The organism is Pseudomonas sp. DC1.2, assembly GCF_034351645.1.
GTDB lineage: Bacteria > Pseudomonadota > Gammaproteobacteria > Pseudomonadales > Pseudomonadaceae > Aquipseudomonas.
The window spans coordinates 5,153,299-5,166,236 of record NZ_CP133782.1 but is presented as its reverse complement, the minus strand read 5'-3'; the positions used below and the strand labels follow the sequence as shown (position 1 = coordinate 5,166,236).

General features: G+C 58.7%; 11 protein-coding genes. 7 read left to right on the top strand and 4 right to left on the bottom strand.

The window, feature by feature from the left end; all coding sequences use genetic code 11:
* Positions 1 to 40: 40 nt before the first annotated feature.
* Positions 41 to 1,213 (top strand): AAA family ATPase, encoded by a 1,173-nt coding sequence (locus tag RHM68_RS23470; protein WP_322219372.1) that lies wholly within the window; start codon positions 41 to 43, stop codon positions 1,211 to 1,213.
* Here RHM68_RS23470 and RHM68_RS23465 read toward each other — a convergent pair whose 3' ends face one another.
* The 3 genes from RHM68_RS23465 to RHM68_RS23455 are packed head-to-tail and all read right to left on the bottom strand — an operon-like array spanning position 1,214 to position 2,590.
* The gene (locus RHM68_RS23465; RefSeq protein WP_322219370.1) at positions 1,214 to 1,630 is read right to left on the bottom strand and encodes a DUF3010 family protein; all 417 of its coding nucleotides are present in this window, start codon (positions 1,628 to 1,630) and stop codon (positions 1,214 to 1,216) included. It lies immediately after the preceding gene.
* A gap of 35 nt (positions 1,631 to 1,665) precedes the next feature.
* Complete coding sequence (locus tag RHM68_RS23460) at positions 1,666 to 2,148, bottom strand: hypothetical protein (protein WP_322219368.1); 483 nt, start codon at positions 2,146 to 2,148, stop codon at positions 1,666 to 1,668.
* Between the two features lie 40 nt (positions 2,149 to 2,188).
* Positions 2,189 to 2,590 carry a lysozyme inhibitor LprI family protein gene (locus RHM68_RS23455; protein WP_322219366.1) on the bottom strand — a complete coding sequence of 134 codons (402 nt, stop codon included), beginning with the start codon at positions 2,588 to 2,590 and terminating at the stop codon, positions 2,189 to 2,191.
* A gap of 236 nt (positions 2,591 to 2,826) precedes the next feature.
* Here RHM68_RS23455 and RHM68_RS23450 point away from each other — a divergent pair, with 236 nt between their 5' ends.
* The 6 genes from RHM68_RS23450 (at position 2,827) to RHM68_RS23425 (ending at position 10,516) form a co-directional block, all read left to right on the top strand.
* Complete coding sequence (locus RHM68_RS23450; protein ID WP_201198385.1) at positions 2,827 to 3,804, top strand: dipeptidase; 978 nt, start codon at positions 2,827 to 2,829, stop codon at positions 3,802 to 3,804.
* A gap of 79 nt (positions 3,805 to 3,883) precedes the next feature.
* Positions 3,884 to 4,414: a DUF5943 domain-containing protein gene (locus RHM68_RS23445; protein WP_322219363.1), complete on the top strand. Its 531-nt coding sequence runs from the start codon at positions 3,884 to 3,886 to the stop codon at positions 4,412 to 4,414.
* 15 nt (positions 4,415 to 4,429) lie between these two features.
* Positions 4,430 to 6,490: a dimethylglycine demethylation protein DgcA gene (dgcA, locus tag RHM68_RS23440; protein WP_322219361.1), complete on the top strand. Its 2,061-nt coding sequence runs from the start codon at positions 4,430 to 4,432 to the stop codon at positions 6,488 to 6,490.
* A gap of 70 nt (positions 6,491 to 6,560) precedes the next feature.
* On the top strand, positions 6,561 to 8,510 hold the full coding sequence (dgcB, locus tag RHM68_RS23435; protein ID WP_322219359.1) for a dimethylglycine demethylation protein DgcB: 1,950 nt from the start codon (positions 6,561 to 6,563) through the stop codon (positions 8,508 to 8,510).
* Positions 8,510 to 9,730, top strand: a complete 1,221-nt coding sequence (locus RHM68_RS23430; RefSeq protein ID WP_322219358.1) for an electron transfer flavoprotein subunit alpha/FixB family protein — start codon at positions 8,510 to 8,512, stop codon at positions 9,728 to 9,730. Before dgcB ends, RHM68_RS23430 begins: the two co-directional genes overlap by 1 nt.
* 15 nt (positions 9,731 to 9,745) lie before the next feature.
* A complete protein-coding gene (locus RHM68_RS23425; RefSeq protein WP_322219356.1) occupies positions 9,746 to 10,516 on the top strand; it encodes an electron transfer flavoprotein subunit beta in 771 nt (256 codons plus the stop codon).
* A gap of 886 nt (positions 10,517 to 11,402) precedes the next feature.
* On the opposite strand, the gene gbcA is transcribed toward RHM68_RS23425, so the two are convergent.
* Positions 11,403 to 12,698 (bottom strand): glycine-betaine demethylase subunit GbcA, encoded by a 1,296-nt coding sequence (gbcA, locus tag RHM68_RS23420; RefSeq protein ID WP_322219354.1) that lies wholly within the window; start codon positions 12,696 to 12,698, stop codon positions 11,403 to 11,405.
* Positions 12,699 to 12,938 lie beyond the last annotated feature (240 nt).

Here is a 12,938-nt window from a genome sequence, read left to right as displayed (position 1 = left end):
ACTATAATTTATAGTCATTTCAATAATTGAGTATAAAACCATGGCTAAGCACAGCGGCTTTGTATTCCGCCGTCCCACCCTGGCAAGCAGTATTGCCGACGGCTTGGTGGGGGCCGGTATTCAGGATTTCACCTCTGGCCTGTTTCTCGCGGCGCCACGTCGCACCGGAAAAAGCACTTTTTTGCGCGAAGATTTGATCCCGCAATGCCAGGCCCGGGGTTGGTTGACGGTGTATGTCGACCTGTGGGCCGATAAGGAGAAAGACCCCGCCGACCTGATCGCCAGCGCAATTGCCGGTGCCTTGGTGCCCTTTGAAAAGGGTATCCGCAAACTGGCCAAGAACATCGGCATCGAAAAACTCAGCTTCCTGCGCACGTTGTCCTGGGATTTCACCAAGCCTCAGTTGCCCTCGGGCGCGACCCTTACGCAAGCGTTGGAGTTGCTTCACAGCGCAGCTGGCAAAACCGTGGTGCTGGTGATCGATGAGGCCCAGCACGCGCTGACCACCGAAGCAGGCATCAACGCCATGTTTGCCCTAAAGGCTGCGCGGGATCAGCTCAATCAAGGCCGTGAAGGCGAAGGCAGTGGCTTGCGCCTGGTGTTCACCGGCTCGAATCGCGACAAGCTCGCGCATTTGGTCCTTGGCAAAAGCCAGCCGTTCTTTGGTTCCAGCATCACGCCGTTCCCCTTGCTGGGTAAAGAGTTCACCCAGGCGTACACGCTGCATCTGAATGCTCACCTGGCCAAGACCAACCAATTCAATGCGGCGGATATAGACGAAGCTTTTGAGTTGGTGGGCCGTCGCCCCGAGATGTTGCGCACCATCATTGGTGAAGTAGCGCTGGAGTTGGGTGAGGCAAGTAATCTGGGCCAACTGCTGCACAGCCGTGCCGAACTCCTGCGCGCAGGCGTGTGGACTGAGTTCGAAAGCGCCTGGAACGCCCTCACCCTCCCACAGCGCGCCGTACTCGACGTCATGGTGGAGCGTTCGCGGAACAACGAACCCTTTGCGCCCTTCACCGACAGCACCCTCACGGCGGTCAGCAAAGCGCTGGAGGATATGGGCAGCGACGTGGTGCCGGGCACCCAGACCATTCAGGCCTGTATAGATGCCCTGCGCGACAAGGAGCTGGTGTGGAAGTCGAGTCGAGGTGGCTATGCCCTGGAAGATAAATCCTTCGGGGATTGGCTCAAAGCGCGTAAAACCGACTAGTTACTTCTTTACCAACGCCGAACACGCCGCCTTGAAGGCTTCATGCTGATACTTGTTCAGCGTGGCCGGCAGCTCAAAGTTGTGCTTCTTATTCTGTGCATTGAGGGTCTGCGGCGACAGCAGCGTCACCTCAACGCCGTCCAGCAACTGGAACACGCCTTCAATCTTGAACGTGGTCGGGCCGCCGGCGAATTCGCCTTTCTTGCTGCGCTTTTTGATGGCGATGCGCGTGATCGCATTTTGTTGCACAAAGGCCTTTACCTGGGCCGCGAAGGCTTTGACATTGGCCGCCTCATCGTCGTCTTCAAGCGCGATTTTCTTGGTGGCCAAGGCAAGGTGGGTCAGCGTCTGGTTGTCCAGAGTGGCGACGGCGATGATGGCTTCGCTGCCTTTGATTTCGATGCCGCAGATAGTCATGAATTGCCTATTGAGAGGGGGCTGAGTGGTGAGGATCAATAATGCCGGTCTTCCTCTTTATGCTGATAGATCTGGAGCGCCGTCCAGAACATCAGTACCGAGAACAAAATCATCAAACCGATGCTTACGCTCATGATGTAGAAGTCAGGCGAACTCGATTTCAGGTTCGCCTTGATGTTATTTACCGTCGGGAACCATTTTGAGTACACCACGGGGATCAGGCTGCCCACTTCGTAACCAGGGTCTTCGACGTAGCTGCTGTTGTTCACCCTACCTTCTATGCGCTGGCCTTCGTGTTCAAAGGCGTAATACACGTTGGTGCTTGAAGCTGGGGGGCCGAGGCTTTCAAGTTGGATGATGTGCCCGAGGGTTTCTACGGGGGCCGCCTTTATCAGTGCAAAAGGTGCACCCCGGTTTATGGAAAAACTCAGCATCAGTGACAGTATCAGCGTGGCCAAAAACAGCAGCGTGGCGCGCGTGTAGAGGAAATCCCTTTCCGCTTCGCGTGGGTAATACATATGAAATCCTTTTTAATGATATTTAACGATTTAACCCGGCTTATTCCTGTCCGATCGACTCCAAAAACTCCGACCGTTCGTCGCTCTTGCTCGCCAGGCAGTCGTTCAGGTCGATGTTGTAGGCCTTGCTGCCCACGGCGGCGGGGAACGGCGCGATGGCGCAGTCGGCGTCGCGTGATTTGATCCAGAGCTGTTCGGCGTTCAGGAGTTGACCCGTGAGCGCGGTCAGTTGCGCTTTGTTGTCGGGGTATTGGGTCTTCATTCGCTCCAGCAAACCTTCGAAGTTTTCCTTAAGCAGTTGTTCTGCGGTGGTTTTGCTGTAAAGCGAGCATTCCAGGGTCTGGACGTCGTTTTCGACTGCATCGCAAGGGTTGTTGTCTGACTCATCGGCGGCCTGTGCGCCGGTCGCTATCAGAGCCAAAGCCAGGAAGATCGATTTCATTGCGTCGCCGCCCCTTTATTCCAGTGAAAATCCAGTAATGCGGCGAATTCTGGCGCATGCGCCCGGTAATGAACAGATGGGTTAATGCACCCTGTTGATGCCCTTTGTCGTGGATTGACGCTTTCGGCAATTCCCCTGTCGTTTTTGCACCCGGCTGCCAAGGCACCGAGGCATATGCTGGCCCCAAAGCGCCGGCATACGATTCGGCGCATGAATCGCTAATAGGGGACTGCCTGATGAGCCCAGCCGAATTGCACGCCGACAGCATCGTTATCGACGGGCTGATTATCGCCAAGTGGAACCGTGAGCTGTTCGAAGACATGCGCAAGGGCGGTCTGACCGCAGCCAACTGCACCGTATCGGTGTGGGAGGGCTTCCAGGCCACCATCAACAACATTGCCGCGAGTCAGAAGCTGATTCGCGAAAACAGCGACCTGGTGATCCCGGTGAAAACCACTGCGGATATCCGTAAAGCTAAAGAGCAGGGCAAGACCGGGATCATTTTCGGTTTCCAGAACGCCCATGCCTTTGAAGACCAACTCGGTTATGTCGAGATCTTCAAGCAGCTCGGCGTTGGCGTGGTGCAGATGTGCTACAACACTCAAAACCTGGTTGGCACCGGTTGCTACGAGCGTGATGGCGGCCTGTCGGGCTTCGGTCGCGAAATCGTCGCCGAGATGAACCGCGTCGGCATCATGTGTGACCTGTCCCACGTGGGTTCAAAGACTTCTGAAGAAGTCATCCTCGAATCGAAAAAGCCGGTTTGCTATTCCCACTGCCTGCCGTCGGGTCTCAAAGAGCACCCGCGCAACAAGTCCGATGAAGAACTGAAGTTCATTGCCGACCACGGCGGTTTTGTCGGCGTGACCATGTTCGCGCCGTTCCTCGCCAAGGGCATCGATTCGACCATCGACGATTACGCCGAAGCCATCGAATACACCATGAACATCGTTGGTGAAGACGCCATTGGCATCGGCACCGACTTTACTCAGGGTCACGGTCAGGATTTCTTCGAAATGCTGACCCATGACAAGGGCTACGCCCGCCGTCTGACCAGCTTCGGCAAGATCATCAACCCGCTGGGCATCCGCACCGTTGGCGAGTTCCCGAACCTGACCGAGACACTGCTCAAGCGCGGCCACTCCGAGCGCGTGGTGCGCAAGATCATGGGCGAGAACTGGGTCAATGTCTTGAAAGACGTCTGGGGCGAATAAGCCACCGCATCTGAAGAATCCTTTCCCCCGCCCGTCCGCGCCGGGGGCAACACCACGAATTTTCTGGAGTTAAATTTCCATGGCTAAAATCGCCCCGCAATTGCCCATCGAAGTCGATAGCGAAACCGGTGTCTGGACCTCCGACGCCCTGCCAATGCTGTACGTGCCGCGTCACTTCTTCGTCAACAACCACATGGGCATCGAGGAAGTGCTGGGCAGCGAGGCCTACGCCGAAATCCTCTACAAGGCCGGCTACAAATCCGCCTGGCACTGGTGTGAAAAAGAAGCTGAATGCCATGGCCTGGAAGGCGTTGCGGTGTTCGAACACTACATGAAGCGCCTGTCGCAACGCGGCTGGGGCCTGTTCAAGATCCAGGACATCGACCTCGACAAAGGCACGGCCAGCGTCAAGCTCGAACACTCGGCGTTCGTCTACGTGTACGGCAAGGTCGGGCGCAAGGTTGACTACATGTTCACGGGTTGGTTTGCCGGTGCCATGGACCAGATTCTGCAAGCGCGCGGCAGCCATCTGCGCACCGTTGCCGAACAAGTCTACGGTGGCTCCGAAGAAGGCCACGACGACGGCTTGTTCACCGTCAAGCCGTTGTAAGTCGAGGAACCTGCCATGGCTTTCGAAGCAATGTTTCAGCCGATTCAAATCGGCAAGTTGACCATCCGTAACCGCGTGCTCAGCACCGCGCACGCTGAGGTGTACGCCACCGACGGCGGCATGACCACCGACCGGTACGTCAAGTATTACGAAGAGAAAGCCAAGGGCGGGATCGGCCTGGCGATTTGCGGCGGTTCCTCCAGTGTGGCCATCGACAGCCCACAAGGCTGGTGGAAATCGGTCAACCTGGCCGACGACCGGATCATCCCGCACTTCCAGAACCTGGCCGATGCCATGCACAAACATGGCGCCAAGATCATGATCCAGATTACCCACATGGGCCGACGTTCCCGTTGGGACGGCGAGCATTGGCCAACCCTGTTGTCGCCGTCGGGTATCCGTGAGCCGGTGCATCGCGCGACTTGCAAAACCATTGAGCCGGAAGAAATCTGGCGCGTGATTGGCAACTACGCCACGGCGGCTGGCCGCGCCAAGGCCGGTGGTCTTGATGGCGTCGAGCTGTCAGCGGTGCATCAGCACATGATCGACCAGTTCTGGAGCCCACGGGTCAACAAACGCACTGACGAATGGGGCGGCAGCTTCGAGAACCGCATGCGTTTTGGCCTTGAAGTGCTCAAGGCGGTAAGGGCTGAAGTGGGGCCGGACTTCTGCGTCGGTATCCGTCTGTGCGGTGATGAATTCCACCCGGACGGCTTGTCCCACGAGGACATGAAGCAGATCGCCAAGTACTACGACGACACCGGCATGCTCGACTTCATCGGCGTGGTCGGCTCGGGGTGTGACACCCACAACACCTTGGCTAACGTGATCCCGAACATGAGTTATCCACCGGAGCCTTTCCTGCACTTGGCGGCCGGTATCAAAGAAGTGGTGAAGGCTCCGGTGCTGCACGCGCAGAACATCAAAGACCCGAACCAGGCCACGCGCATTCTGGAGGGCGGCTACGTCGACATGGTCGGCATGACCCGCGCCCACATCGCCGACCCGCACTTGATCGCCAAAATCAAAATGGGCCAGATCGACCAGATCAAACAATGCGTCGGTGCCAACTACTGCATCGACCGTCAGTACCAAGGCCTGGACGTGCTGTGCATCCAGAACGCCGCGACCTCCCGTGAATACATGGGCGTGCCGCACATCATCGAGAAATCGACCGGTGTGAAACGCAAAGTCGTAGTGGTCGGTGCCGGTCCTGCCGGGATGGAAGCGGCACGCGTTTCGGCCGAGCGGGGTCATGACGTAACCCTGTTCGAAAAGAAAGAATTCATCGGTGGGCAGATCACCACCGCCTCGAAAGCCCCGCAACGGGACCAGATCGCCGGTATCACGCGCTGGTTCCAGCTGGAACTGGCGCGTCTGAAAGTCGACCTGCGCCTGGGCGTGGCGGCTGATGCGGCGGCCATTCTCGACCTGCGTCCGGACGTGGTGGTGCTCGCCGTTGGCGGCCACCCATTCCTGGAGCAGAACGAACACTGGGGCGCGGCTGAAGGGTTGGTGGTCAGCAGTTGGGACATCCTTGACGGCAAAGTTGCGCCGGGCAAGAACGTGCTGGTCTACGACACCATTTGCGAATTCACCGGGATGTCCACGGCGGACTTCCTCGCCGACAAGGGCAGCCAGGTTGAAATCGTCACCGACGACATCAAGCCAGGCGTTGCGATTGGCGGTACTTCGTTCCCGACGTACTACCGCAGCATGTACCCGAAAGAAGTGATCATGACCGGCGACATGATGCTGGAGAAGGTCTACCGCGAAGGCGACAAGTTGGTGGCGGTGCTGGAAAACGAATACACCGGCGCCAAAGAGGAGCGGGTGGTGGATCAGGTCGTCGTCGAGAACGGCGTGCGCCCGGACGAAGAAATCTATTACGCGCTGAAGGAAGCGTCGCGCAACAAGGGCCAGATGGACATCGAAGCCTTGTTCGCGATCAAACCGCAGCCTTCGCTGAGCCAACCGGGTGACGGCTACTTGCTGTTCCGCATCGGCGACTGCGTGGCCCAGCGCAACACCCACGCGGCGATCTACGACGCGTTGCGGTTGTGCAAGGATTTCTAAGCCACGAACTGATCGTTCCCACGCTTAGCGTGGGGACGATCACAGACCCCGAGGTCTTTGGGAGCTCCACATGTTGAACACCCTTCTTCCAATCCTGCTGTTCGCTGCCTTGGGCCTGGGTGTCCTGGGCGCGTTGCGGCGGATGGCTATGTGGCGCCGTGGCCGAGCCTCGAAGGTCGACTGGCTCGGTGGCCTGCTGGCCATGCCCAAGCGCTACATGGTCGACTTGCACCACGTGGTCGCGCGCGACAAGTACATCGCCAACACCCACGTGGCCACGGCCGGTGGTGCGGTGGCGTCCATCGTGCTGGCGATTCTGGTGCACGGTTTTGGCCTGCATAACCGATTTCTCGGCTATGCACTGTTGTTGATGACGGCGGTGATGTTCGTCGGTGCGATTTTTGTCTACCTGCGTCGGCGCAACCCGCCAGCCCGTTTGTCCAAAGGCCCATGGATGCGTCTGCCGAAAAGCCTATTGGCGTTCTCGGCGTCGTTTTTCCTGGTGACTCTGCCAGTGGCGGGTATTGTCCCGCAAGATTTCGGTGGCTGGCTGCTGGCCGCGATCCTTGGAGTTGGCGTGCTGTGGGGCGTCTCGGAATTGTTCTTCGGCATGACCTGGGGCGGGCCGATGAAGCATGCCTTTGCCGGTGCCCTGCACTTGGCTTGGCACCGTCGCGCCGAACGTTTTAATGGCGGTCGTTCCACGGGTTTGAAGCCCCTGGACCTAAGCGATAAAGACGCGCCGCTGGGCGTGGAAAAACCCAAGGACTTCACCTGGAACCAGCTGCTCGGTTTTGACGCCTGCGTGCAGTGCGGCAAGTGCGAAGCGGCGTGCCCGGCGTTCGCCGCCGGTCAACCGTTGAACCCGAAAAAACTGATTCAAGACATGGTCGTTGGCCTGGCCGGCGGCACCGACGCCAAGTTCGCTGGCAGTGCGTATCCAGGCAAAGCCATCGGCGAACACGCCGGTAACCCGCATCAACCGATCGTCAACGGCCTGGTAGACGCCGATACCCTGTGGTCCTGCACCACCTGCCGTGCTTGCGTCGAGGAATGCCCGATGATGATCGAGCACGTCGATGCCATCGTCGACATGCGTCGTCACCTGACTCTGGAAAAAGGCGCGACACCGAACAAGGGCGCCGAAGTCCTGGAAAACCTGATCGCCACCGACAACCCTGGCGGTTTTGCGCCGGGCGGACGGATGAACTGGGCGGCGGACTTGAACCTGAATCTGCTCAGCGAGAAGCCGTCGGTCGACGTGCTGTTCTGGGTCGGTGACGGCGCGTTCGACATGCGCAACCAGCGCACCTTGCGTGCCTTCGTCAAAGTGCTGAAAGCGGCCAAAGTCGACTTCGCCGTGCTCGGTCTTGAAGAGCGCGACAGCGGTGACGTAGCCCGACGCCTGGGCGACGAAGCAACGTTCCAGTTGTTGGCCAAACGCAATATCCAGACCCTGGCCAAGTACCGCTTCAACCGCATCGTCACCTGCGACCCGCACAGTTTTCATGTGTTGAAAAACGAGTACGGCGCCTTCGACGGCCACTACCTTGTGCAGCACCACAGCACCTACATGGCGGAAATCATTGGCGCTGGCGCCCTGAGCCTCGGCCAGCACAAAGGCACCAGCGTGACTTACCACGACCCGTGCTACCTCGGTCGCTACAACGGTGAATACGAGGCGCCGCGCGAAGTGCTGCGCGCCCTCGGGATTGAGGTGAAGGAAATGCAACGCTCCGGCTTCCGCTCACGCTGCTGCGGCGGCGGTGGCGGCGCGCCGATCACCGACATTCCGGGCAAGCAACGGATCCCCGACATGCGCATGGACGACATCCGTGAAACCGGCGCCGAATTGGTGGCCGTGGGTTGCCCACAATGCACCGCGATGCTCGAAGGCGTGGTCGAACCGCGTCCGCTGATCAAGGACATCGCCGAACTGGTGGCCGACGCATTGCTCGAAGATGCTGCGCCGAGCAAGCCAGGCACCCCGGCCAAACGTGAACCTGCGGAGGCCCACTGATGAGCGACATTATCCGCCGCGACCCGCGCGCCGAATGGATTGCTCGCAACCGTCTGCACCCGCTGCACGCGGCGATGCAACCGGCGCAGCATAGCTGGATGGGGCCGAATGGCGTCATCCGAAAAAATCTGCATGGCATCGGTTTTATCGGGCCTAACGGCATCAAACGGATTGACCGCAGTGGCGCACAGCAGGGCGGGGCGACCAAACGTTCGGCCGCCGTTGAAGTGCAACTGCCGCTGCATCAAGTGCCTGCGCCGGCGTTTTACATCAGCGTGGTGCCGGACATGGTCGGTGGCCGCTTGAGTAGCCACGACCGCGACTTGCTCGGCCTCGCGCATCAGTTGGCCGGCAATGATGGCGCGGTGTTAGCCGTGATCTTTGGCGGACACAAGGAAAATGCCTTTGCCACAGCGGGCGTTGATCGCTTGCTGGTGCTGGAGGGCGATGAGTTCATTGGTTATGCACCGGAACAACGGGTCCAGGGCCTGCGGGCTGTGGATAACCAGTTCAACCCGCGTCACTGGTTGCTGCCGGACAGTCGCAACGGTGGGGGCGAACTCGGTCGACGCTTTGCTGCCGCGCTGGGCGAACGCCCGGCCACGCGGGTCTGGCAGGTCAAGGATCAGCAGTGCATCGGCCGCGCTGGTGCTGGGCTGCAAGACCTTGCGCGTCCGGTTGCTCGCTTGATTCTGGCCGCCGTGGAATGCGCCGAGCCGGTCAGCGAAACCCGTCACGAAGCCCTACCAGTGGAGTTATCCACAGCCGTGGTGCGCAGCTTGTCGCGCATCGAGGATTTGGGCGCGGTGGCGGTGGACCCAGCGGCGATTCCGATGGCCGAAGCCGAGTTCATCTTCTCCGGCGGCAACGGGGTCAAGGACTGGGGACTTTTCCACAGGACCGCCCAAGCCCTCGGAGCCACCGAAGGCGCATCGCGGGTGGCGGTGGACGATGGCTTCATGGCGCGCGACCGTCAGGTCGGGGCGTCCGGCACGTGGGTCACTGCGCGGGTTTACGTGGCCGTGGGGATTTCCGGGGCGATCCAGCACCTGCAAGGTATCGGCGCCTGCGACAAGGTGGTGGCAATCAATCTCGACCCTGGCTGCGACATGATTAAACGGGCCGACTTGTCGGTAATCGGCGAGAGCGCCGGGATTCTTCAAGCCTTGATCGATGCGATAGCGGTTTATCGCAACGACGCCAAGCGCGATGCGGCTTAAAGGAAGGAAAGGGTCATGAGTACGAACGTCATCAGCCTGGTGTCCATCGGCGCCCACCCGACTTCCGGGCGCCCACGTCGCGCCGAGCAGGACGCGCGCGCCGTGGAACTGGGCCTGCAACTGGCTGGGGATAACCTGCAAGTGCTGCATGCCGGCGACGTCGCGGAACCGGCGTTGCGTGCTTATTTGGGCATGGGTCTGGAACAGCTGCATGTGCTGGAACAACCGGAAGGCGCCGATGCTTTGCCGGCGCTGACGGCTTACCTGCGTGATGCCGGGGCGCATGTCGTGCTGACCGGCAGTCAGGCAGAAACCGGTGAAGGCTCGGGCATGCTGCCGTTCCTATTGGCGGAAAGCCTTGGCTGGCCGCTGGTGGTGGGGCTGGCTCAAGTTGAATCCATCGACGGTAATTCGGCCTTGGTGCTGCAAGCCTTGCCGCGCGGTCAACGCCGTCGTTTGAAAGTACGGCTGCCGTTTCTGGCGACGGTGGATAACGCGGCACCGAAGCCTCGGCAGAGCGCCTACGGCCCGGCTCGACGTGGGCTCTTGCCAGCCGACGAAGTCGAAGTCATCGATGATGAACTGTTGGCGGTTGCGACCCTGCAACCGGCCAAACCACGGCCTAAACGCCTGAAAGTGATCAAAGCCAAGAGTGGCGCAGACCGGATGAAAGCCGCGACGGCCAAGGCCAGCGGCGGTGGCGGGCAGGTGCTTAAAGGCGTCACTGCGCAAGCCGGCGCTGAAGCAATTCTGAAGTTGTTAATCGAAGAGGGTGTGGTTCGCTAACAGATAACCGCACAGATCTAACAAGGTGGAAGCAAGCTTTGCTCCTATACGTCAGCGCATTGTGGATTTACCCACAATCGCTGTTAGTCCTTCTGTGGATAACGTGTTCGCTCCTTGCTACACCCCATGTAAAACAAGCCCTGTAACCCTTCGTACAAAAAACAATCAGCCTAACCAGCGGTTTTTACTGGCTTTTTACGGTGGGTGAAATTGTATGCTGGCCAATACTTGCACCCAAAGGCTGTTGGCGCTTCTGTGGATAAGATGTTCGCTGTCCGCTACAGGCCTTGTAAAACAAGGGCTTCAGCTCGTTGGTTAAAAAACAGTCAAATTGTCATTTTTCAGCCGTGAACCTTATGAAAGCCCTGATTTATCGCGGTTTCCAAGGGTTTTCCACAGCGAAATCAAAGTTGCCCCCAAAGTCTGTTGGCGCTTCTGTGGATAAGGTGTTCACCATCCTCTGCAAGTCACGTCAAACGTGGCCTACAGGGTTCTGGTTAAAAAACAATCAATCGCTGTTAAAAACCTGGATTTTGCATAAGTCACGGATTTTCTTCGGTTTCTCTGCCGAAAATTTTCTGTAAGCCTGCACTTGTCCCCAATTGCTGTGGGTCAAGGTGTGGATAAGTTGTTCGCTAAAGCTTGAGAGCCATAGTGGGCCTGGCTCCGAATGCGATAGATCACATTTCGTACAGGCATCAGGCGTTACCGTGCGGGTAGGGGGGTGCATAAGAAGAGGGGGGTTTTAAGGAGGAGCGACGGGGCGGCGGTCTTGAAAGTGATGGGGTGAAATGAGTGGCGCAATCGCGATCAGGCTCGCCTGCCACAGTTGATTTTCGGTGTGCCAAAAATCTCCTGTGGGAGCCTGCTCGCGAAGCGATTGTTCTTAGCCCTGCACCGGCACACCTTTGAGGTACGGCGCGGGTTCCGCGCCCAAGTTGTTTAGTAAGCGCTCGCTGTACCAATCGACAAAGTTCACCACGCCGAACTCGTAAGTCTTGGAGTACGGGCCTGGCTGGTAAGCGGTGGAGTTGATTCCGCGCTGGTTTTCTTCCGCCAGGCGACGATCCTGGTCATTGGTGGCGTCCCATACCTGACGCATGCGCTGCACGTCGTAATCCACACCTTCGACGGCGTCCTTGTGGACAACCCATTTGGTGGTGACCATGGTTTCCTGCGCGCTGATCGGCCACACGGTGAACACGATGATGTGATCGCCCATGCAGTGGTTCCACGAATGTGGCAGGTGCAGGATACGCATCGAGCCCAGGTCCGGGTTCTTGATGCGACCCATGAGTTTGGCGCAGCCTTGCTTGCCATCCATGGTCATCGACACGGTGCCCTTGAGCAGCGGCATGCGCACAATGCGGTTACGTAGGCCGAAGCTGGCGTGGGCGTAAGGAATCTTCTCGGCTTCCCAGGCCGTAGCGCACGCGGCGACGTGGTCCTTGAAGCCCTGATCGGCCCGTGGGTCGGTGACGTCATCCCATTCCAGGAGGGATTTCAGCAGTTCCGGGTGTGAGGCGTTGCAGTGGTAGCACTCGCGGTTGTTTTCCAGCACCAGTTTCCAGTTGGCCTTCTCGATCAAGGTGGTGGTAATTGCCACCTTGGTGTTTTCCATGTCGTAGGGTTCCATGTAGTGGCTCAGCGTCGACAGGAAATCGTCGATGGCCGGCGGGTTCTGCGACAGGCTGATAAAGATGTAACCACCGGCGGTCTTCACATTCACCGGTTTGAGGCCGTACTGTTTCATGTCGAAGTCAGCACCCATTTCGGTGCCGGCGAACAGCAGGCGACCGTCCAGCTCGTAAGTCCACTGGTGGTAGTGACACACCAATTTGGCGACCTTGCCCTTTTCGCTGGTGCATAGCCGCGAACCCCGGTGGCGGCAGACGTTGTGGAACGCATGCACCACGCCGTCGGCGCCGCGAATCACGATGATCGGGTTTTTGCCGACTTGCAGGGTCAGGTAGTTGCCCTTGGCCGGGATTTCGCAGGTCATGCCGGCGATCAACCACTCTTTTTGGAAGATCTCCTGCATGTCGATATCAAACAACCGCTCGTCAGAGTAAAACGGCTGCGGCAGAGAGTAAGTGCGCTCACGCTCTTGCAGCATTTGTGCGGTGGCCTTGCGTGCGGGTTCAAGCGGATCGCCCAGGCTCAGGGTTGCGGTGACGTCCATCGATTTAATCCTCATGGCCATTCTGTGTGGCCGGCGAAAAATAGTTAATCAGGTGTGCTACGCAAGGTGTAAAGAAACTGTCTTTGTGTGAAGCGAGTGTGCGGCCGACGCTGCCCGCAACCTTATCCACGAGCGACATGGCCCACTCTGTTCCCGACGCGCAACCCCCTGTAGATGGGGGCTGGTCGCGATAAGTATGTGAATGTCGCAGATAGGTAAATGGGTGGTTCGCGCGTTACG

Coding starts and splice junctions, on each gene's coding strand:
- RHM68_RS23470 (WP_322219372.1), top strand. CDS start 41: ATGGCTAAGCACAGCGGCTTTGTATTCCGCCGTCCCACCCTGGCAAGC.
- RHM68_RS23465 (WP_322219370.1), bottom strand. CDS start 1,630: ATGACTATCTGCGGCATCGAAATCAAAGGCAGCGAAGCCATCATCGCC.
- RHM68_RS23460 (WP_322219368.1), bottom strand. CDS start 2,148: ATGTATTACCCACGCGAAGCGGAAAGGGATTTCCTCTACACGCGCGCC.
- RHM68_RS23455 (WP_322219366.1), bottom strand. CDS start 2,590: ATGAAATCGATCTTCCTGGCTTTGGCTCTGATAGCGACCGGCGCACAG.
- RHM68_RS23450 (WP_201198385.1), top strand. CDS start 2,827: ATGAGCCCAGCCGAATTGCACGCCGACAGCATCGTTATCGACGGGCTG.
- RHM68_RS23445 (WP_322219363.1), top strand. CDS start 3,884: ATGGCTAAAATCGCCCCGCAATTGCCCATCGAAGTCGATAGCGAAACC.
- dgcA (WP_322219361.1), top strand. CDS start 4,430: ATGGCTTTCGAAGCAATGTTTCAGCCGATTCAAATCGGCAAGTTGACC.
- dgcB (WP_322219359.1), top strand. CDS start 6,561: ATGTTGAACACCCTTCTTCCAATCCTGCTGTTCGCTGCCTTGGGCCTG.
- RHM68_RS23430 (WP_322219358.1), top strand. CDS start 8,510: ATGAGCGACATTATCCGCCGCGACCCGCGCGCCGAATGGATTGCTCGC.
- RHM68_RS23425 (WP_322219356.1), top strand. CDS start 9,746: ATGAGTACGAACGTCATCAGCCTGGTGTCCATCGGCGCCCACCCGACT.
- gbcA (WP_322219354.1), bottom strand. CDS start 12,698: ATGGACGTCACCGCAACCCTGAGCCTGGGCGATCCGCTTGAACCCGCA.